Here is a 22,630-nt window from a genome sequence, read left to right on the forward strand (position 1 = left end):
TATATTTGTCTTTCAAGCTTAGTCATTTTTAAATGAATTTTCATGATCTGCCAAAACAACCAAGCATTTTTCTATCGTACTGGAATGTAGGAAAGCTGTTGTATGGCGCTTTACTTCTTTTTATTATCGAAACTTTGTTTTATTACGCAAAGTTTAATGAATCGCTTGTAGAAAACGATTTGCTTATCATTGGTTTTTGGCTTTGGTGTTTACTTTTCTCGTTTATCCACATGTTTTTAGTAATGGCCGATGTTTGGTCGCGATTTCAGAATTATAAAAGAGCTAAAGATCAAATGTTTCAGCATGGATTTAAAACAAAGATCGCTATAAATTATACGGGTAGTAAATGTCAGCGAATGGCGTTTATGGCCGCAGCCAAGGAGTTGGGAATCGATAAAGATGTGCAGCGATTTTATCAAAAAATGGGAATTAGCTGGTATCATTTTATTCCGACTTTCATGATAAAAGATCCGTTATTTCTCTTCCGTAATTATTTTTGGTCGCGTACTTTTTTAGAGCGCTATTATGCGCCAAAATTTGATTTTAGAAATCAGCAAAAGCTACTTTCGTGATCTTAGAGGCCAATAATTTAACCAAAAGCTACAAATCTGGTAAAGCCGTAGATCATATTTCTATGCAGCTTAAAGCCGGTAAAATTTATGGGTTGCTAGGCAAGAATGGTGCGGGTAAAACCACCTTGTTTAAGATATTGTGCAATTTGGTAACGCCAGATTCTGGTACGCTAAAAATTCATTCGGCTAAACGAAAATCTATAGGTGCGATCATCGAAAATCCCGGATTGTATGGCTATTTAAATGCCTACGAGAATCTAAAGATTTTTGCTGAAATTCAGGATGCACCCCGGGATAGAAAAAGTCTTCAGGAATATTTGAAGAATGTAGGACTTCCGTTAGAGCGAAAAGATGCAGTGCGTAATTTCTCGATGGGAATGAAACAGCGCCTGGCTATTGCGATTGCCTTGCTAAACGATCCTGAAATTATTATTCTGGACGAACCATTTTCAGGATTAGATCCTACAGGTGTTTCAGCATTAATTCAGCTTATAAAATCATTAGCGGTTCAGCATAAATCCATTTTAATTTCCTCACATTTAATGACCGAATTACAGAATTGTTGTGATTATTTATACGTAATCGATAGTGGGAAATTGGTGAATCAGGGCGAAACCAATATGCTTTTTCAAAGATGTATTTCCAGGTTTACGATAAAAGGAAACGGAATAGGGAAGGTGAAAAACGAATTTCCAAATATCATTTTTGCTGAAGATCACAGGATCGATATTCAATGTGATTCTACTGAAATTTCTAATGTTTTAGAAAAATTGGTTCAAAAAGGATACAAAATCACTGCCTGCGTGCCACAGCTTATGTTGAACGAACTTTTAAGTCCGCTACCACATGATGTATAGAATTTTAAAGGTAGAGCTATTTAAGTTGTTTCGAGAAGCCAAAACATGGTATGCGATCGCGGCAGTTTTAATTATCGAATTTATCATTTTGTTTGCCGCATATTATCAGGGAAAAACCATTTTAGAGCTATTATTAGATAATTTAAGGCAGTCTTTTTATTTTGAAGGAAACCTTCTTAACGGTAATTTATTGTTATACATCGTTTTAAACTCACTTTGGTTTAATTTACCTTTAATTTTAATGATCGTAAGTTCAGCATTAATTACTGAGGAATACAAAACCGGAACTTTAAAAACTTTGATGCTGCAAGCGGTAAGTAAAAAGAAACTGATCGCCGCAAAATATATTACGTCCGTAATTTTTACAATATCGATCTTAGCGCTTTTAATGCTTAGTAGTTTTATATTAGCCTACGGTATTTTTGGAGATGGCGATTTGGTGGTGTATTTAGGAACTTTAAATTTTTTCCCTGCGGAAGAAGCCTTTTCCAGGATTTTATGGGCCTTTGCGTCTGGAACTTTAAGCATGATCTTTTTTACGACGGTAAGCGTAACTTTAGGAATTATCCTGAAAGAACCTACCAAAACCTGGATTGCTTCAGCCTTGTTTTTAATTTTAAGTTCGTTATTTATAAAAGCCGATTTTGGTGATTTTGGAGACTATTTTTTTCCGAAGTTAACTAATTCGTGGCAGCGATTTTTTGCTTACGATCTGGATAATTATAGTATTTTTCAAGATAACATAATGCTTTTAGGATATACTGTTTTATTTGCTGTTATTGGAATTTATATATTCAGTAAAACCGATATTGGATGAAATTAAGGATCATTTTTTTACTGATTTTAATGCTAAGCGCGAGCTTACAGGCGCAGGAAATCGATAAAGATTTATTGCGAATTAAAGAGCGAATGGAAGAGGTTTCACATTTTACCGCAGATATTGTGGTAGATGTGGAAGCTCCATTTATAAATATGCCTACAAAAACGGCTTCGATGGAATATAATCGAGGCGAGAAAATAAAGTTTAAGAGCAAAGATTTTTTGATCTTTCCAAAACGCGGACTAGATTTTACCTTTTCTGAACTTTTTGAGCATCCTATTATCAGCGTAGATCGTGGTTTTAAGACGATCGATAATCAAAATTTGAAAGTCTTAAGTGTAATTCCAAAAGATGAAAAAGCCGATATGGCGATGGCGACACTTTATCTGGATATTGAAAATGATCATATTATAATTTCTGAAATCACCACTAAAAACCAGGGAAGCTATACCTTGAAAATGCATTATAATGCTACTGAAATATTACCAGATCATATTGAAGTTTCTTTTGCGATCGAAAATCTAAAAATTCCGCTTAATTTTATGGGAAGCGATACCAAGTTCGATCGTAAAGCGATGAAAAGCCATGAAACCAACACCGGCACAGTGAAATTACAGATTAAAAATTACGATATAAGCATTACACGCTAAGGCGAATAAAAAAATAATGATGAGAATATTGACTTTTTTGCTGCTTTCAATTTTATGTATTTCTAAAAATTATGCTCAAAAACCTATAAATTCAACTATTACAAAAGCTGACTTGGTCAATTTTATTGAACAGGCAAAAGAAGAAGGGAAAGTAAATGAGGATCTGATAATTGTTTTAGACGAACAGAGGCTGATTGATATTGATTCGATCAAAGCGAATGAAAAATTTTTTGCAGAGATCAGTATAATTAGAAAAGGTAATAAAGAAATGAATCAGGTATATGGGGATAAAGCTGAAAATGGAATTATAATGATCCAATCCACTCCAAGGACGCCAGAAGGGGATAGAATAGAAATAGATGAGCAAAAAGTTATTTATTTACTGGGAAAGAAAGAAATTGAAAAGAACGATCTTCAAAAGATCCATCCTGATAAAGTTGAGAAGATAGAAGTCATAAAAAATAGAGATAAGATCGCCAAAATTACCGATAAAGAATGCGACGGCGTAGTGATCATTAACCTAAAGAAGCAAGAATGATTTTAATGGAGTGTTGTTTATCTAAATCCGCTTAAATAAAAAAGCGATCCAGATACTATCCAGATCGCTTTTTTGATTAATGTATTGAACGATATTAGTTCAGTTTTTTAACTAAAATTTCAGCAACCAGTTCAGATGATGCTGGATTTTGCCCGGTGATCAATAAACCGTCTTCAACTGCGTAAGGAGCCCAGTTTTCTTTTTTAGAATAAATACCACCATTCTTTTTAAGCATATCTTCCACCAAAAAAGGAACTACATTGGTAAGCTGAACTGCTTCTTCCTCTTCGTTAGTAAAGCCGGTAACTTTTTTACCTTCCACTAAAGAGTTTCCTTCAGCATTTTTAGTGTTCTTAAAAACACCTGGAGCGTGACAAACGGCAGCAACTGGTTTGTTATGCTCATAAAAATCTTCAATAAGGGCAATAGAATGTTTATCCTCAGCTAAATCCCATAAAGGACCGTGACCACCCGGATAGAAAATAGCGTCAAAATCTTCCTGATTTGCATTTTCTAACTTCATAGTGTTTGCCAAAACTTTCTGTGTTTCTTCATCCTTATAAAAACGTTTTGTCGCTGGGGTTTGAGCATCTTCGCTTTCACTTTTAGGATCTATAGGAGGCTGCCCACCTTTTGGCGAAGCTAAAGTGATCTCAAAACCTTTATCTTTTAAAAAATAGTAGGGAGCTGCAAATTCTTCGATCCAAAAACCTGTTTTTTCTCCGGTTTCGCCTAGATCTTCATGACTCGTTAATACAAATAATACCTTTTTCATTTCGTTGTTTTTTTTAAGGTTCTCACTATTTGTTGGTTCTGCTTGCGCTTGTTTTTTAGCGTTTTGCCCACAAGATGACAATAAAACCATAGTGAAAATCGCTGTTAATACTCTTTTCATTTAAGCAATTGAATTAATTTATACAGGCAAATGTAGCCTGAAGAAAGCCCTTAAAAATTGATGTATGATAAGAAATTACTTCTTGGTATTTTCTCGTCTTATTCTACTTAAACTCTCGGTTGTGATTCCCAGGTAAGAGGCAATATGATAATTCTTAACACTTTGCTCGATATTAGGATATGTAGTAATAAATGCTAAATATCTTTTTTTTGCCGGTTGCGCCAGGCTTGCTAAAATTCTTTTCTGAAAACTTGCAAAAGCTCCTTCCATTTTTTTTCTGAAAAAAGTTTCTAGTTGTGGTATTTTCAGAAATAACTCTTCCATACCTTTTTTAGAAATTTTATATAGAATAGCATCCTGAATACATTCAATATTCATTATTGCCTGGGTGCTACTAAAAAAAGCAGTATAGTCACTTATCCACCAATCATTAATAGCAAATTGCAGCGTATGTTCTTTACCAGCTTGGTCTATAAAATATGTGCGTAAACATCCCTTGGACACGTAATATTGGTAAAGCACTGTTTCATTAGCTTCTAATAAGTTCTCTCCCTTTTTCAATTCTATTTTTTCAAGATGAGGGATGATTAAAAGAATTTCTTCCGAAGAAAGGGATATCCCTTTAAAAATATTTGTGACTACAGAATTTTCGATAAGCTATAAGTTTTAAGTAGTGAAGAATGTAGTGTATTTACAATTTAGAAATTAGGAATTAAAACGTATAAGCTTAATAAGCTAAATTCGTTTCACGAAAAAGTGTTGGTAAATATAAATATAATTGATTTTTAAAATAATGACCTTTAGCCAAAATGTTTTTGTAGAATAAAAACATTCTTTTTCAACATTGAAGCTAGATTGTAGCTTGGAATAGAGATACAAAAGTTATAATTCAGCCAAAAATGTTATTATTTATCTAATAAGGATTTTGTTACGAATAAATGTATCTACATTTATTCGTTAACCAACCTAATCCTGTTGAAGATGAACGTGAGTTTGAAAGATAGACTTCAGGTTTCTAATTCTATTTTAGAAACTATAGGCGATACACCAATAGTACGATTACAACATATTTCTTCTACTAAAGTTGAAGTTTTTGCCAAATTAGAAAGCTTTAATCCAAGTGGAAGTGTCAAGGCAAGAACTTCTTTTAATATTCTCCAAAAAGCTTTGGAGGCTGGTAAGTTACGAAAAGGGGATACGGTGATCGAATCTAGTTCTGGTAATATGGCTATTGGCCTGGCTCAGGCTTGTTTAGTCATGGGTTTAAAATTGATCGTTGTTGTAGATCCCAAAATCAACAAACTTACTTCTCAATTACTGGAAACTTATGGTGCCACTATCGAGATGGTGACTGAACCTTTGGAAGAAGGCGGATTTTTGGGTGCTCGCTTAGCTAAAGTAAAAGACTTGCTTAAAAAGACTAAAAATAGCTTTTGGAGTAATCAATATGGAAATTTGGACAATCCCAAAACACACTATCAAACCACTCAGGAAATTTACGAAGCTTTAAATGGAAGATTAGATTATCTATTTGTTGCTACAAGTACGTGTGGAACTTTAATGGGATGTGCAGATTATATAAAAGCGAATCATCCTAATACTAAAATTATAGCTGTTGATGCAGTTGGAAGTGTGCTTTTTGGCGGTGAAGCTGGCACAAGAAAAATTCCCGGTCATGGCGCTGGGGTAGATTCACAGTTTCTAGATGAAAATTATATTCATGATTTTGTTAAGGTGAGTGATCTGGAATGTGCAATAGGATGTTGGGAATTACTCGAAAAAGAAAGTATTCTTGCCGGTGGTTCCTCGGGAGCGATCATAAAAGCATTTCAGAAATATGAGGATCAAATAGAAGAAGGTTCACGTTGCGCTTTTATACTAAGCGATGGTGGAAGCAGATATCTTGATACTATTTATAATCAGGAATGGCTAATAAAAAACATTCCGGGGGTTTATGATGCTTTAACGCCTATTGGAGGATGGAAAATTAAACCTTCTTTTGAATATAATGTCGCTATTGTTGGTCTTGGCCCTAAAGGTTTATACGGTCTGGAACGCCTGTTAGCTCAGCTGAAAAATAAAAAAGTTCAGGAAACAGTACATATTCATCTTTTTAATAAAAACGAATATTTTGGTGCTGGTGATGTGTATCGCTTAGATCAGCCCAATTATTTGAAAATGAATTTTACGAATCAGAAAATTGATATTCGGTCTCAAAAACAACCAGAAGCTATAGTTGAATTAAAGAATTATACTTCATGGCTTAGTGATAGTACCGGAACTGATGAAAGTCTATTAAAAGATCAATTTTCTTCACGGAAGATGGTTGGTAAATATCTTAGTAAAAGTTTTGAAGATTTGGTTTCTTCAGCTCCAGAGAACATTAAGATATATCGACATCTCGAAGAAGTTTTAAATATTACCGAAAATGAAGACGTGCTTCAGCTGGAAACACTTTCAGAAGTAAAATCAAAAAATCTTGTAGAGGTTCATAATTTGTTACTAACCACCGGACATGCGGGAAATCGTTCCGAAATTTTAGAAAATAAAGAGTCAATTTCTTCGAATATCGACTTTGTGTATCCGGTTGAAAAAAAATTAGTAAATATTGATTCTAATTCTTCCGTAGCGATAAAAGGAATGGGATTAACTTTTATAGATGCTGTTTTAGCTTTAACTGAAGGAAGAGGAGGAAGTTTTAGTGGTGTATGCAAGAATATGGAATATTTCGCTTCTGGAAACGAACCTGCTGTAATTTATCCTTATTGTAGGTCTGGTGCGTTAATGATTCCTAGAGTAGGAGAGATGCCGAAGGTTCCCGAGTTACGTTTTTTTACTGCTGAAAAACTGAATGAAATTAGAAAGAATTCGGCTCATAAATTCTATTTTTCTGAAGAATTACTGCCACTGATTAGGAAGGAATTTATTTATCGATATTACAGTGTAGCTTTCAGAAATTCAGGGGAAAATTTAGATGAAAATTTATCATTTTCTGAAATACTAAACGAAATTGAAAGCTTTCACATAAAATATCCTTCAGAAAAGCGGTTTTCATTTGAAGCACTCCAATCACCATTTATTCAGCATGAAGACTATGATACTTCAGCTGTAAAACATCTTCTGGAAGAAACTTTAGCGCAGGTGTCAGAGGGTAGAAAAAGTCCGTTACTCGCGGCGATTGGCGCGTGGCATGATATAAGTCCGATTTTCAATGATCTCTATAGTTTTAGAGGTTTAACAGCCAGATCTCATCAAATTTTTGATACGGAGTATTTTTCTTTTTTCAACCGAATTAGTTACGGGCCGCCTTTAGAAAATATGTATAAAATTTTAGCAATATTAAAAGCTGGAATTTTAGATTTCAGCTATGGTAAATCTCCCAAGATAGATCAGCTACCCAATGGGAAATTTGAATTAGATAATTTCTCTTCGAAAACTAGTAAAAAGGCAATTACTGACTATCACATCGATGCACGCATCCCCAAAATGAAATTACCTGAACAATCCTCTTTACTTTATAAAAATCTTTTCAAGGAAGGAAAAATGCAAGTTTTTCAGAATATAGATGAAACAGGGATTTACGAGACGGGAGGTATGAATCTTAGCAAAGAAGGACATCCAATAAGCAAAGAAGGAAAGCAATTAAATAATATCACCATATACGGCACCCCTACCGAGGGTGTTACCTTTGATAATGATACGCTATCCAGAAGTCGCAACGATTTTTCATCAGTTTGGGCGAATGGCGTAGTAGATCACTTAAAAAAGATTATTTCAAATTCTAAAAATATTAAATGAGCAATAGTAAGTATACAAAAGGAAATCAGGAAAAAGGTCTTACGCCAATAACTTCGCAATGGATGCACGATATTATGGATCATCCGGGATTAGTTAATGAGCTTTTTGTTAAGTATGGTTCTCCATTAAACATTCTTAATCCTACTTCTTTTACCCAAAATTGTAAAAAATTTAAAGAAGTTTTTGAACGTAATAATGTAAAATCTGGAATCTTCTATGCCAGAAAAGCTAATAAGGCAAAGGCATTTGTAAAGCAGGCTTTTAAAGATAATATTGGTGTAGATACTGCTAGTGAGCGCGAGTTGTTACAATCGCTTCAGCTTGGTGGAGATGGTGATCATTTAGTATTAACTTCAGCAATAAAAACTAAGAAGCAGATTGAAATTGCTATTCAGAATAATGTACCAATTGTTTTAGACAACGATGATGAATGTATTCTGGTTAATGATCTTGCTGAAAAAAATAATAAAAAAGCTATTGTTGCTTTTCGCATAAGTGGTTTTCATGTAGATGGAAATAAACTTTACAGCCGCTTTGGCTTCGATATCGACGAAATTGAAGAATATTTAATTAACAAAGTTGGTGAAGATAAAGCTTATAGTAATCTTAATGTAGTAGGCCTACATTTCCACTTAGATGGCTATTCTACACACCAAAGAAGTGAAGCTTTGCTGCAATGTATTCTATTAATACAAAATTTAAAAGAGCATGACTTCTCACTTCGATTTATCGATATGGGCGGTGGAATTTTAATTAATTATCTGAAGCATAAAGATGAATGGTTGGATTTTGATAAAAGATTAAAGCAAAGCTTAAAAGATGAAATTTCACCGGTGACATTCAATAAAAACGGACTTGGATATAGATTCGAAGACGGAAAAATAAAGGGAGAAAGAAAAACCTATCCATATTTTAATGAAATTCATTCAGATAAATTTTTGAACGAAGTTTTACAATATCAGGATCAAAATAGGGATTCTGTAGCTGCTTTACTTCAAAAGGAAAATATTGAAATTTGTATAGAACCGGGTAGATCTTTAGTGAATCAATCTGGGATTACTATGGCGAAAGTTGTTCATCGAAAAAAAGATGCGAAAGGCCAATGCTTAATTGGTTTAGGAATGAATATGAGCCAGATGATGAGTTCCAGCGCAGATTTTATGCTGGATCCATTCGTAATGTATGCAGATTTGGATGAAAATAAAACAGAAAATGACGCTGTAGATGTTTACTTTACCGGGGCTTATTGTTTAGAAAGAGATGTATTATTGAAAAGGAAAGTAAGCTTGCCTAAACTTCCCGAAATTGGTGATGTTGTGGTTTTTGTAAACACTGCCGGCTATATGATGCATTTCTTTGAAACCCAGGCGCATCTATTTGAACTGGCACCCAATTTAGTTTATACTGAAAAATCAAATTCAGTCGAGCTTTCTAATTTTCATTTAGATGAGGATAACTAACCAACACTAAAATTTTCATCCTGAATCTGGTTCGGTTGGAAATCGGATTTGATTCAGGGTGACCGTTAAAGTTATAATTCAGCTTGAAAAAATTGATTGCTAAGTTCAATTAGAAACTATCCTTTGTTTTATTTAATTCCAAATCGATTATTTATCAAATCGATCACAATGGTATTATGCATAAAAAGATCGCTGCCAATCACCGCTTTTAGGTTTTCAGATTTCAGATTTTCACTCACTTTTTCAGCTTCAGTAAAAAAGGCTTTTCTATTATTGATCGGCAGGTTAACATCTGCAATTCTAATTTTGGTAGTAATATCCCTTCCGGTAAAAGTAATTTCTTCGCCCCAGGATTTCAGTTTCTTTATTTCGGTATTTTTTTCTTTAGTAATACTTTTAAATAAGTCGGCATCTATCGTAGCAAAGGGAAATAAGCTTGCATGGGTATTATACACCACGGCATTTTTACTTCCGTTAGTAAATAGATCTAAATACAGCTGATTATTTTTAAAACCTAGTGGCGTATAACTAAAAGAATTTGCTTCCCAATCTTCTAATTTCTCAGTAATCACTAATTGCTGAGATTTGAAATCTATAAGTAAAATTCTGTTTTTGATTTCGTTAGCTCCCAATGTGCCAATGATATCAAAATCTTTTAAGTTTTCAGATTTTCCAAAATTCTTCTGAACCATTAAGCTATCCTGAACGATTGGTTGCTGATTTCCAAAATGTATTTTGTTATAAAAAACATCGTAACCATCTCTATGCTGAATATTATTTTGTAAGGCCGGATAAGCCGAAGTAATCGCCCTTAAAGTATCGCCGTAGATCACATTATGATCGATACCAAGATCTAACTGCATTTTAAAAGTCTTGTCTATTCCTTCTAATTTCACCGGAATAAGAATTGCGCCGTGATTAATGGTAAAGCCACCCTGTTTTAATTTTTGCCATTGAAAATTGATCGTATCTGAAGCTATTTTATATTCATTTTGAACAATTTTCGCATCATTTTTACAGGCGAAAACCAATGATATAAAAATACTGTATACAAAAATTCTGAAAGGTAAATATTTAATCATAGCATTGGTATTGGATTGAAAAAGCAATAATTTCTGAAATATAAAACATTTATAGAAACTCGAATATTACCATAAAAGTATAAGCGATCAGGAATTATTCTTCTTCAATATTTTAATGAGGCGGTTATAGATGATTTCGTGCAGGCTCCAGTTATAACCTTCAAAATCTACGGTATTGGTAAACTGAATAACCACAGTGTCGATATCTTTATGATATTTTGCAATGCTTTGATATCCTGGGATTAAACCGGTATGCTCATAGCGGTAAATCGAAGAATAAATCTCTTGTTCTTTTTCATCTTTAAAAACAGAGCCATCATTTAGTGCCCTAATAAATTTTCCCAGATCTTCTGCTGTAGCCAGCATCACATCGATATTATCATATTTAAGATCGCCTTCGTAGCCTACATAATAGCCACTCATTACATCATCTATGTCTACATCTTGAATGGACGCATAAGTATTTTTAAGCTGAAGCGGATCTAGGATTTTTGCCTGAATATAATCGAAAGTATCGTAACCTAAAACACGCTGAATGATCCTGTCGATAAGCAGATAATTGGTGTTTGAATATTCGTAATCTGTCCCTGGTGCAAAATTTGCAAGCTGGTCTAATACCAAAGCCAGATTTTCTTCAGCGGTTTCTTTTGGTGCTGCCCAGTACATATACGTATCGGTATAATTTGGAATCCCACTACGATGTTGTACCATCATTCGCAGCGTGATTGCTTCAGCATTTTCGATTCTTCCCTTTAATTCTGGTAAATAATCAGCAAGATTTTTATCTAAAGAAAGCTGGTTTTCTCGCACTAATTTCGCAATCGCAACAGCATGATAAAGTTTACTTACACTTGCTATTTTAAAAATGTAATGTGGATCTGCCGGAATTTTCTCTTCCTTATTTTTATATCCCGCAGCAAAGAATTCGGGTTCGTTACCTTTCTTATCTACGTAAACAATAATACCATCAAAGCCAAGACCGGTAGCTCGATTAACCTGTTCCTGCACGGTATCTGGTAAAGGCATTAGCGAAGCTTTTAAAATGATCCATGGAACAAAAAAGAGAGAAGTAATCGTGCCAATCGCTAGAACTACCCGAATAATTGTTTTAGATTTTTTAGAACTCATATTTCGATACAAACCTATAGAGTTTTGGGGCAGTTTAAGGCTTAGTTTTATTATTTATATGAGGCTAATTTAGTTAAAATAAATGTTTTTAGAAATGACGAATATTGATATTCAGTATTTTCCGAAGGAATTATGATGTAATAAATATTTCTACGGAAGTTAATAAAGATAGCGGACTACTTCTTGATCTTCAATAAGTAGATTATTACCGGGCAAGCCCTTGTGGCATTTTTTGACAATCGTCTTTATATCGAGGCGACCTGGAAATAAATAAAATCTTTAAAGTCATATTAAATTTATTTGTCTAGATAGTTCTAGATTAATTCAATGTATCAAATTATTAATGTTTTAGAATTCTTCCCAATTTAATGTTAGGTAAAAGTGAAAGTTTGATGCTTAAAGACTTTAAAGTTTAATTTTGTTTGCAAACCCAACTATGATTAAAATAACTTACTCCACTTTACTCGTTTTTAGCCTGTTTTTTTGTGTTCCGTTTGCTGGTTTTGCTCAGGACTCAATAAAAAAACAACCCAAGAAGAATTTTATTTCCAGATATATAAATAACGTTTTAAACGATACGGTTTCGAAAGAACGTTCTCAATTCTTTGTATTTCCAACTGTAGGATATCGCCCCGAAACCGGAGTAGAATTTGGAGTAACTCCGCTTTATATTTACTACGCAAACGAAGATGTAAACAACCGTTTAAGTGAAATGAAAGCCTACAGCTTTTTTACATTAAATGGGCAGTATGGGATTAGAATGAGTCATGCATTATATTCAGATAAGGATACATGGTTTTTTCTAGGAGATATCGATTTTGAACAATTTCCGCTGAAATATTATGGATTAGGAGGTAATGTTCCGCAGAAAAATATCGCGTTGGTAGATGCTACTCAAATTCGGATTAAAGAACGGGTTTTACGTCGAGTGCTCGAAAATTTCTATATCGGTCTTGAAACCGATTTTAGAAGTTTAAGCAATGTTTCTTTTGATCCTGCTGAAGGAACAGATGAAATAGATTTTGAATTACCCTTTGGAGCTGATGGAACCACAAATTTTGGATTAGGAGTAGGTTTTGTTTACGATGAGCGCCATAATGTTTTAAATGAACGTGATGCCTTTTTTAGCGAATTTGCATATCTTAATTATAATCCTTTCTGGAAAAGTGATGTAGAATATCAATTAATAACCCTGGATAACCGAATTTACAAGAAAGTAGGTGAAAATAATGTCCTCGCCGCACAACTTTATGGTGAATTTAATTTTGGTGGAGAAGTACCTTTTAATCAGCTTTCTTATATGGGCGGCGAAAGTTTAATGCGTGGTTATTTTAAAGGACGGTACAGAGATCGCAACCAGATTGCAGCACAGGTAGAATATCGATTTTTACCTTTAAAACTTGGTTTTACAGATCGTTTAGGTGCTACGATTTTTACAGGAGTGGGAGAAGTTTTTAATGATTGGGACGAGTTACAGGTAAATAATGTAAAATGGTCTGCCGGTGCAGGAGCACGTTTTTTGATCTTCCAGCAAAAGGATGTTTACCTGCGGTTTGATTATGCGTTTACTAAAGACGACAGTAACTTTTATATAAGTATAGGAGAAGCATTTTAAAAGTTTCATTTTAAATTATACCCAATTTTTACCCAATATTGGGTATTGCAGAAATAAATTTATAGTAATATCATTGCATAGATAAGTTCTCGAAAATTGGGGTTTTTAGAACTTATCTCAACCTAACCGTTTAAGTACAGAATATTTTAAGTAAGCTAAGAGTCTTGAAATTTAATTTTGTAGTTCATAGCGGTAATATATAAAGTGGGGACAGCTATGTAGGGGTGCATTCGTCCCCATTTTTTATTTCACAATTTTATTTTAGGTGATATACAAGTAGTGTTATAGTAATATATCCTTAACCCCAATGCCTTGCCCAATTTATAAATCTTCAATTTTTTTGTGAATATAAGATGACTTCATTTGGAAGCCGAAAAATTGAATATATCCACAGACCCTACGCTCTTCTCGCTTGTTAAACAAGGGAATCAAATAGCTTTTAAACAGGTTTATGATAAATATTGGGATAGACTTTATATGTATTGTTTTAAAATTTTAAATGATACCTGGCTCGTCGAAGATGTTCTTCACGAAGTATTTACGCAAATTTGGATTCGAAAAGAAGAGCTGGAAATCACCAATCTTAAAAGCTATCTATTTAACGCAGTTCGTAATAGAGCCTTATTAAAAATTAGAGACGATAAATTCACAAAATTAGATGAAGCGATCCTTGGTAAGCTTGAATTAATTCCTGAGATCGAACTAGAATTTGATAAAAATGATACTATTTTAGCTATAAACCGCGCTTCTAAAGAACTTCCAGATCGTTGTCGTGATATTTTCTATATGAATAAGATTCAGCATTATTCTTCAGCTGAAATTGCAAAGCATTTCAATATATCTCAAAGAACAGTAGAAAATCAAATTAGCCTTGCACTAAAACATCTACGCAAAGAATTAGGAACAACTTTAATAATCCTATTGTTTTCTGGCAATTTATAGCCTAAAGTTAGCATAAGGTTCAGCCTGGGTTAACAAAATATTAAGATCGCATTTTTTGAGAATTTAGTGTGTGAAATAAGCCTGGCTTTTGTGTCTTGTTTATATAAAGCTAATGAACATGACCAAAGTTGAGTTTTTTGATCTTTTACAGAAATTTGAAAAAGGAACGTGTAGTGCTTCTGAAGTGAAACTTCTAAAACGCTATTGTGAAAAAGTGCAGATCAAACAAGAATCGTTATGGCAGCTAAGCAATAAAGAAGAGGTTAAGCTTAGACTTTTTACCAGAATATTAAGCACTATTGAAGTTCAAAAGCCTAAGAAACAATCTTCATATAAAATAAGTTACTGGTCTATTGCCGCTGTTTTTGTAATGCTTTTAGGTAGTGCTGTTTTATTGAAACAATTTTTCGGAGATCGTGAAAATAGTGCTTTTAATGAGGATCAAATTACTTTAGAACTTCCTAACGGAGAATTAAAAGTTATAGAAAAAAGAGATGGCGATTATGCTGTTACGTCGAATGGAAGCGTTCACGGAGTAAACAATAATCAAACCCTTATTTATAACAAGTCTGAAACTTCTAAAGTAATCGAATATCACACACTTAATGTTCCTTACGGTAAAACATTCAAATTACAGCTGGCAGATGGCAGTAAGGTTCATCTAAACTCAGGGTCTTCCATAAATTATCCATCTCAATTTATAGAAGGAAAAAATCGTGAGGTTACATTAACAGGAGAAGCGTTTTTTGAAGTAGCTCACGATTCTTTGCATCCGTTTTTTGTAAATGCAGATCATCTACAAATTAGCGTTCTAGGCACCAAATTTAATGTTCAGTCCTATATCGAAGATGAAACAACAGATGTTGTATTGGTAGAAGGAGCAGTGGCTCTGGCTCCAAATGAAATTAATGATAATAAAGATCAGTTTATATTATCTCCCGGAGAAATGGGAAGCATTAAAAAGAGCAATAGCAGAATTATTATTACTGAAACCACCCCGGATATCTATACCTCCTGGATGGAAGGGAAGCTTATTTTTCGTGATATAAGTTTTAATAACATGATAAAAAAAATGGAACGACATTATGATAAGACCATTATTAACAATAATAAAGTGCTGGCAAGAGAAAAGTTTAGCGCAAGTTTTGGAAAAATAGATGTCACTAAGCTTTTTGAAAGTTTAAAGAAATACCATGGTATCGATTATACAGCATCTGGAGATACTATCTATATCAATTAATATTTAAAATAAAAACTATGTAAAAATTGTACAAGATCACTCAAGTTAGAACCAGACAGTAGCTTAGAAAACCTGAAGCAAAAAAAATCGGAAAATGCGGCAACATTTCCCGATCTGTAAATTTTAGACTGTCACAAAAAACAATCACTTAATAATGCTTTAAAAGTATGAAAAAACTTCTTAAACCTAAAAGAAGACCAAAACCTTTATTCGATAAATTAAAAATGAGAATAAGCCTTTTACTTTTTTTATCTGTCTTTAGTATGAAGGCCAATGATTCTTTGGCACAAAAAACAAAAATTACTTTCGATCATAAAGATGTTAGTATTTATCAATTAATAGATGAGATCGAAAATCAATCTGATTTTCATTTTATTTACCGAGTTAAAAATGTAAATCTAAGTCGAAAAATAAACATCAAGGTTGTAAAGAAACCTTTAACCGAAGTTTTAAAATTGATGTTCGATAAAAGTTCTACAGCATACACTGTTGTAGAGCAGGACAAACAAATTCATTTAACAGAAAAGAAGCCGCTGCCTTCACATTCTGAAACCGACAATAAGCAACAGCAGTTCTTGGTAAAGGGAATGATCTCAGATGAAAATGGGCTTCCGCTACCGGGCGCAAGTGTTATCGAAAAAGGAACTTCTAATGGTGTGGTAACAAATTTTGAAGGGGAATTTAGTATTTCTATTTCTTCGGAAAATGCCATGCTCATTGTTTCCTTCATTGGATACAAAACTCAGGAAATTGAGGTTGATGAGGGCGCTACGATAAATATTCAATTATCTCCCAGCGCAGCTGATCTGGATGAAGTAGTAATTACGGCTTTAGGAATGAAGCGAGAGAAAAAAGCTTTAGGATATGCCGTTGGAGAAGTAGATTCTGAACGTTTAAATTTAGTTCCGCAGGAAAATGTGTTAGGCGGATTATCTGGAAAAGTTTCTGGACTAAATGTGAGCAGAGCTGGAAATGACGTTTTTGCACCATCTTACGTGACTATTAGAGGAAGAACCTCATTAACTGGAAATGATCAACCTTTGGTAGTTATTGATGGAGCGCCCGTAGGAGACGCTAGCGTGATGGGAGATATAAGTGCAATGGATATCGAATCTGTAAGTGTACTAAAAGGAGCAAGTGCAGCTGCATTATATGGATCCAGAGCAGGAAATGGCGTGATATTAATTACAACAAAGTCTGGTAAAGGCATTCAAAAAGGGATAGGGGTAAGCCTAAATTCAACTTTAACCATTAATAATCCTTATAAATACTTCGATTTACAGAATCGTTTCACCAATGGGCAGCGTGGTTTATTTAACGAAGCCACCTGGCAGCATTGGTACGGAGCGGAAGAAGGTGCACAGGCAGTACAATGGAATACAAATGGGGAAGCCGCTCCATTACAATTTTATGATAACAGTCTGGAAGATTATTTTACCACTGGCGTAACAACGATCAATGATGCTACGGTTTCTGGTTCCTACGAAAAAGGAGATTTTAGACTTGGAATTTCACATCTAAGTGGAGAGGGAATAACACCTGAAGCAGAACTTAAGCGTATAGGTTTAAATCTAGGAACAAACTATAAAATTGCAGAAAATGTAAATTTATCCTTAAACCTTAATCTTACCAATTCTAATTCAGATAATTATCCTTCAAACTTAATTGGTGGTAATGATGAATATTTTGACATCTATAATATCGCACCGCATATCAACATTAACGATCTTAAAGATCAAATTTGGCTAGAGAATAATGTTCAGCAAAGAAATATTACAGAGGGTTACAATAACCCATGGTGGTTTAGTAGAGAACGCCAAAACCGTTTTGACAGAATTCGAGGTTTTGGAAATCTTGAACTAAATTGGAAAATAAGCGATGAGTTTAATGCACTTGCAAGAGTTTCTCATAGCAGCAATAATAATAGACAGGAAATTATTCGTCCGTGGTCATACCAGGGCTTTGGTAATACGCAACCATTTGGTTCCTATTTTATTAATAGAGCATTGGATAGAGAATCGAATGCAGAGGTACTTTTCAGCTATACTAAAGATCTAAAGGATTTTAATGTTTCTGCCTCTGCTGGTGGTAATATTCTAAATTCTAAAGGAGAAAGTTTTAATGCGGGAGGTGATAATCTTGTGTTACCAGGATTATTTACGTTATCTAATGTAGCACGAGGTGGTCTAAATTATGCCAATGCATTTTCAGAAAAAGCGATCTATAGTGCTTATGGATTACTTTCTTTAGGATTTAGAGACATTGCTTTTCTAGATGTTACTGCAAGAAACGATTGGTCGAGTACGCTTCCTCGTGAAAATAGGTCATATTTCTATCCATCGGTATCTGGAAGTGTTTTACTTTCAGAAATAACACAAATGCCATCATGGATATCTTTAATAAAACTTCGTTCAGGTTGGGCCGAGGTAGGAAAAGACACATCTCCTTATGCTATTCATCCAATATTATCACAAGGCTATTGGGGGGAAGATTTTACTTATTCGTTGCCAGGTAGTATGCCTAATACCCAGTTGAAGCCAGAAATAGCAACTTCTTATGAAGTAGGTGCAGATCTTAAATTTTTTAATAATCGATTTGGTGTAGATGCGACGTATTATAAAAACGAAAACCGTAATCAGATCTTAAATGTTAATGCTTCACCACTTTCAGGATATACCAGTACAACCATTAATGCCGGGAAAGTAGAAAACTACGGAGTTGAATTGGGAATGCATCTGGTTCCCATAAAAAGTGAGGATTTTTTATGGAATATGGACTTCAATTTTACCACTCAAAAAAGTAAACTGGTAGAACTTGTGGACGGGATAGATCGTGTTTCTTTTGGCGGTGGTCGTGATATGGGATCTTTCACCAGGGTAGGAGGAGAAATTGGTGATCTATACTCACCTTATATTCAAAAAGTAGAAGAAGGACCTTATGCAGGTTGGAATTTATTGGATGCGAACGGTAGATGGGTAGTAGATCGTACTTACGAGAATCAAAAGAAGGTAGGTAATTTTAACCATGATTTTACTTTAGGAATGACCACATCTATTTCATATAAGAACTTTACACTATCCGCGAGTTTCGACTGGCGACAGGGAGGACAGTTCTTTTCAGAATCTATGAAAAGAATGGCTCGTTCTGGTAAGATCGAAAACTGGCAAAATGGAGTAAGTTCAAGTACATTTTCTGGAATTTTAGATGCGAATTCTTTTGGTGGAGATCGAGAAGCTTTAGCAAATGAAATTCGAAATAATCCGGTTTATCGTGATAATGATGTTTGGATAGGTGGAAGAACCGAAGAACTTGGAGGTTTTGAGAATAATGGTAATTATAATGGAGCTTTTTTTCCAGGAGTGATCGATAATGGGGACGGAACTTATACTGAAAATTTTGGAGGCCCGGGAACCAGAATGTTCGATGCTTACCGCGTAGTAGAATCTAGTGGGAGTTTTTGGCGTACTGGCTATGCTTTTATGTATGATGCGTCTTTTGTGAAATTAAGAGATATAACTTTTACATACACGCTGCCAGAAAAATTAGCTAGTAAGATTTCTGCAAATAATATTTCCCTTTCTCTGTACTCTAAGAATATTATTTTATGGACAGAAGCGGGCATAGGGATCGATCCAGAACTTGCCTATCATGGAGGCCAGCAAGGTCACGAAAAATGGAATCTGGCTCCATGGACGGCGCCTGTTGGATTTAGACTAAATGTTGGATTTTAATCATTATATAAATGAGAACTTTTAAAAAGAATATAATAAAGCTTGGCTTTTTGAGTATCCTTGCTTTTAACATTGCCTGCAGTGATTCGCTAACAGAAATCAATGTAAGCCCAAATAATTTAGCTGATACTGAAGTTGACATCAAATTTGTACTAACAGGAATATTAAGTTCTTCAGCACAAATGCAAAGTCAATTATCCTACGATTGGGGAGAACTTTCAGCAGCAACACAATATTTACAGAAAGATTTTACCAGTTACGAAGAAAATAATTATCAGTGGTCACCCGTAGATTACAGCAGTTTCTATAGTCCGCTTAAAAATGCGCAATACATTTATGAACGAGCAGAAACTGAAAAAGAAGGTGAAGTGCGAAATTATTACCAGGGTGTAGCTTTGATCATGAAAGCTTATGGTTTTGGTTTCCTGACCTCAGCATTTGGTGATGTCCCTTACAGTGAAGCTTTAATGGCAGAAAATGGAGGAGAAGCATTTCAGCCTTCTTACGATTCACAAAGAGAAGTTTTCCTAGGTATTTTATCTGATCTTGAACAGGCAAATGAGCTGTTAAGTAATGGCGCGGTTATAACAGAAGTAGCTGATGCTGATATAGTTTATGGCGGCGATAGCGCGAAGTGGCAGGCTTTTGCAAATTCTTTAAGACTTAGATTCTATATGCGCCTTTCTGAAAAGGATGATATAGATGCACGCTCTAATTTCTCGCAAATAGTTCAGGGTAATTTACCAATCATAAATAGCAACGATGATAATGCTTCTGTTTCTTACATAGGTACAGATGAAAACAACAGCTGGCCTGGTGGTCCATTAAACTGGAGCAACAGATCTGAATTTTACAGAAGAAAACCTTCAGCAACAATTGTAAACGATCTAATTGCTCTGGAAGATCCAAGATTAACCAAGTGGATAAGTCCGGTAGATGTACAATTAACCGCAGGGGAAACAGACGGACTTGTTTTGGAGAATGGCCGATTAAGAAGAATTACAAGTATTGATATTGCTGAAATAAATTCTGATAATAATCTTGAAAATGATTTAAATACTTCGCTTTATGTAGGTTTACCGGTTGCTTTGAGTGCACCCAATGATTTTAATATGGGAGCGGCTACATTAAGCGATTTTGGAGATGCCATTGCAAATGAAAGACCAGATGTTTATTTGGCTGCAGCTGCAAATCCGCATAGCTCATACCTAACAGATATATATTCAGAAAATGCCAACGATTTGGTCAAAGCAGTTTTTATGAATGCTGCTGAGGTTGAATTCTTATTAGCTGAAGCAAGCCTTAGAGGCTGGATCTCTGATGATGAAACAGCGCATTATGAAAGAGGAATTCAGTTATCCTTCGATCAATATGAAATATATGATGGCGCTGAAAATGCTGTTTATAACGTGGAAGAAGATAGGACAGTAGCATTTAACGAAGCGCAATATCTAGAAAATGCTCGCCGTATTCTTGAAGAATCTGAAAATCCACTACAGCATATAATGCATCAAAAATGGATCTCTTTGTGGTTAACGTTTGAATCCTGGTTTGATTGGAGGCGTACAGGATATCCAAACCTGAATCAAAATATCATTTCAGGAACCAGAGGACAAAATACTCCTGTTCGATTTATTTATTCAGACACTTATAATGAAGCCAATATGTTGCAAGCCATAGAGTCGGGTTTAAGCCCTTCAGAAAATGATCAATGGTCAGAGATGTGGTTGCTTCAATAGTATAATTATTCTAAAAGAGACGGCTTGGTCAAATAGGTTATAGTCGTCTCTCTATCTAATTCAATTTAAATGAAAAAAGTATTCAAAAAAGCAACAATATCAGCCATATTTCTTGGACTTATTTTTTCTGTTTTCTCTTGTAATAATATTGAAAAGAAAACTGAAACTGAGACAGAAGGTCATTCTCATTCGCATGATGAAAATGCTACTGGGCATAGTCATTCACATACGCATTATGAAGCTAATGATACTATACCTGCTCATAAACTTTTATATCCTAGTAAAGTGCCAGATCGTATTATCGCGAATGTTCCTGAAGATGCTGCCACAATGATCGCTGTAAATTGGCGAACCAATCAACAAATTAATAACGCGGTATTAGAAGTAGCTGTTGCCACAGATGGCCCAGAATTTCAACTTGGAGACATTAAATGTGTAAATGCTAAAACTGAAGTTTTTGAAAATAAACATGTTAAGCATAACGAACCTTTGGTGAAGGCAAATTATCACTCGGCATCCATTACGGGCTTAGAACCTAAAACGACCTATGTTTACCGTGTAGGGAGTAATGAACTAGAGGGAGATACGCTATGGAGCGAATGGTTTCAATATACAACAGCATCAGATAAAACTGGAGAAGAGTTTAGTTTTATCTATTTTGGAGATGCTCAAAACCAGGTTAAATCGATGTGGAGTCGTGTGATTAGAAACTCGTATAGAAAATTTCCTTCGGTAGATTTTATGTTACATGCAGGAGATTTAATAAACGATCATGATTCTAATTTACAGTGGGGAGAATGGTTTTATTCTGGTAGTTTTATCCATGCTACGGTGCCAAGTATTATGACGCCCGGTAATCATGAATATAAAGACACAACACTTACGCCTTTATGGCAACCACAATTTAATTTACCTAAAAACGGACCAAAAGGAATAAGTGAGATTTCTGAAACCACTTATGCAGTAGATTATCAGGATCTAAAAGTAATTTCAATAGACTGTATTAATTTTGATCGTAAAGATGAGCATAGAGAAGCACAGGTGCAATGGTTAGATTCAATTTTAAAGAATAATACTAAAAAATGGACAGCATTAACTATGCATTTTCCGCTATACACACCGGCTCAAAAAAGAGAGGATAATGCGGTTCTTATTGAACATTTAAAGCCTTTAATAGATAAATACAAAGTGGATCTTGTATTACAAGGACATGATCATACTTATGCAAGGGGACAAATTAGCAATAAAAAATCTGGTGTTACTACTATGTCTGATGCAGGAACCATTTATGCAGTATCTGTTAGTGGTCCTAAAATGTATGAATCTACAGATAAGAAATGGATAGAAAGGCGAGGTGAGTTTACACAATTGTTTCAGATCATTACTATAAAAGGTAATAAACTCAGCTATGAAGCATATACGCCTATAGGTACGTTGTATGATGCATTTGATTTAACTAAAACTGGAAACAAGAAAATTTTAAAAAACAGAATTCCGGATACGCCAGTTAGGCTTAAAAGTGATTTTACTCGATAATAGAGATTAAATGCTCTGTGTCTTGCC

Annotated in this window: 17 protein-coding genes; 13 read left to right on the forward strand and 4 right to left on the reverse strand. The window is 34.5% G+C overall.

The annotated features are described in order from the left end of the window. The first annotated feature begins 32 nt into the window (after nt 1-32). The 5 genes from INR75_RS13675 to INR75_RS13695 are packed head-to-tail and all read left to right on the forward strand — an operon-like array spanning nt 33 to nt 3,437. Nucleotides 33-572: a hypothetical protein gene (locus INR75_RS13675; RefSeq protein WP_092543801.1), complete on the forward strand. Its 540-nt coding sequence runs from the start codon at nt 33-35 to the stop codon at nt 570-572. Continuing rightward, entirely contained in the window at nt 569-1,429 is an 861-nt protein-coding gene (locus tag INR75_RS13680) for an ABC transporter ATP-binding protein (RefSeq protein WP_223089209.1), read from the forward strand. Before INR75_RS13675 ends, INR75_RS13680 begins: the two co-directional genes overlap by 4 nt. Beyond that, complete coding sequence (locus INR75_RS13685; protein ID WP_255584549.1) at nt 1,419-2,246, forward strand: ABC transporter permease; 828 nt, start codon at nt 1,419-1,421, stop codon at nt 2,244-2,246. The genes INR75_RS13680 and INR75_RS13685 overlap by 11 nt, the downstream gene beginning before the upstream one ends. Then, nucleotides 2,243-2,899: a hypothetical protein gene (locus tag INR75_RS13690; protein WP_255584550.1), complete on the forward strand. Its 657-nt coding sequence runs from the start codon at nt 2,243-2,245 to the stop codon at nt 2,897-2,899. Before INR75_RS13685 ends, INR75_RS13690 begins: the two co-directional genes overlap by 4 nt. A gap of 16 nt (nt 2,900-2,915) precedes the next feature. Continuing rightward, complete coding sequence (locus INR75_RS13695; RefSeq protein WP_223089210.1) at nt 2,916-3,437, forward strand: hypothetical protein; 522 nt, start codon at nt 2,916-2,918, stop codon at nt 3,435-3,437. Between the two features lie 94 nt (nt 3,438-3,531). Here the strand turns inward: INR75_RS13695 and INR75_RS13700 are convergent, their stop codons facing one another. Beyond that, entirely contained in the window at nt 3,532-4,332 is an 801-nt protein-coding gene (locus INR75_RS13700) for a type 1 glutamine amidotransferase domain-containing protein (RefSeq protein ID WP_223089211.1), read from the reverse strand. A 75-nt stretch (nt 4,333-4,407) separates the two neighbouring features. After that, a complete protein-coding gene (locus INR75_RS13705; protein ID WP_255584551.1) occupies nt 4,408-4,893 on the reverse strand; it encodes a Crp/Fnr family transcriptional regulator in 486 nt (161 codons plus the stop codon). A 420-nt stretch (nt 4,894-5,313) separates the two neighbouring features. On the opposite strand from INR75_RS13705, the gene sbnA reads away from it, so the two are divergent. Beyond that, nucleotides 5,314-8,130 (forward strand): 2,3-diaminopropionate biosynthesis protein SbnA, encoded by a 2,817-nt coding sequence (gene sbnA / locus INR75_RS13710; protein ID WP_223089212.1) that lies wholly within the window; start codon nt 5,314-5,316, stop codon nt 8,128-8,130. Next, complete coding sequence (locus INR75_RS13715) at nt 8,127-9,590, forward strand: Y4yA family PLP-dependent enzyme (RefSeq protein WP_223089213.1); 1,464 nt, start codon at nt 8,127-8,129, stop codon at nt 9,588-9,590. The genes sbnA and INR75_RS13715 overlap by 4 nt, the downstream gene beginning before the upstream one ends. 128 nt (nt 9,591-9,718) lie before the next feature. On the opposite strand, the gene INR75_RS13720 is transcribed toward INR75_RS13715, so the two are convergent. Beyond that, complete coding sequence (locus INR75_RS13720) at nt 9,719-10,672, reverse strand: hypothetical protein (protein WP_223089214.1); 954 nt, start codon at nt 10,670-10,672, stop codon at nt 9,719-9,721. A gap of 87 nt (nt 10,673-10,759) precedes the next feature. Beyond that, nucleotides 10,760-11,800: a serine hydrolase gene (locus INR75_RS13725; RefSeq protein ID WP_223089215.1), complete on the reverse strand. Its 1,041-nt coding sequence runs from the start codon at nt 11,798-11,800 to the stop codon at nt 10,760-10,762. A gap of 436 nt (nt 11,801-12,236) precedes the next feature. Here INR75_RS13725 and INR75_RS13730 point away from each other — a divergent pair, with 436 nt between their 5' ends. From INR75_RS13730 to INR75_RS13755, 6 genes are all read left to right on the forward strand, one after another. Beyond that, on the forward strand, nt 12,237-13,415 hold the full coding sequence (locus INR75_RS13730; RefSeq protein ID WP_223089216.1) for a BamA/TamA family outer membrane protein: 1,179 nt from the start codon (nt 12,237-12,239) through the stop codon (nt 13,413-13,415). A gap of 378 nt (nt 13,416-13,793) precedes the next feature. Further along, nucleotides 13,794-14,357 (forward strand): RNA polymerase sigma factor, encoded by a 564-nt coding sequence (locus tag INR75_RS13735; protein WP_223089217.1) that lies wholly within the window; start codon nt 13,794-13,796, stop codon nt 14,355-14,357. 118 nt (nt 14,358-14,475) lie between these two features. Then, complete coding sequence (locus INR75_RS13740; protein ID WP_223089218.1) at nt 14,476-15,597, forward strand: FecR family protein; 1,122 nt, start codon at nt 14,476-14,478, stop codon at nt 15,595-15,597. Nucleotides 15,598-15,764: 167 nt separating this feature from the next. Further along, nucleotides 15,765-19,328 (forward strand): SusC/RagA family TonB-linked outer membrane protein, encoded by a 3,564-nt coding sequence (locus INR75_RS13745; RefSeq protein ID WP_223089219.1) that lies wholly within the window; start codon nt 15,765-15,767, stop codon nt 19,326-19,328. A gap of 11 nt (nt 19,329-19,339) precedes the next feature. Then, on the forward strand, nt 19,340-21,067 hold the full coding sequence (locus INR75_RS13750; protein WP_223089220.1) for a SusD/RagB family nutrient-binding outer membrane lipoprotein: 1,728 nt from the start codon (nt 19,340-19,342) through the stop codon (nt 21,065-21,067). Between the two features lie 69 nt (nt 21,068-21,136). Beyond that, complete coding sequence (locus tag INR75_RS13755) at nt 21,137-22,603, forward strand: metallophosphoesterase family protein (RefSeq protein ID WP_223089221.1); 1,467 nt, start codon at nt 21,137-21,139, stop codon at nt 22,601-22,603. Nucleotides 22,604-22,630: the final 27 nt, after the last annotated feature.

Source organism: Zunongwangia sp. SCSIO 43204 (assembly GCF_019904275.1).
In the GTDB taxonomy this organism is placed as follows: Bacteria; Bacteroidota; Bacteroidia; order Flavobacteriales; family Flavobacteriaceae; genus Zunongwangia; species Zunongwangia mangrovi.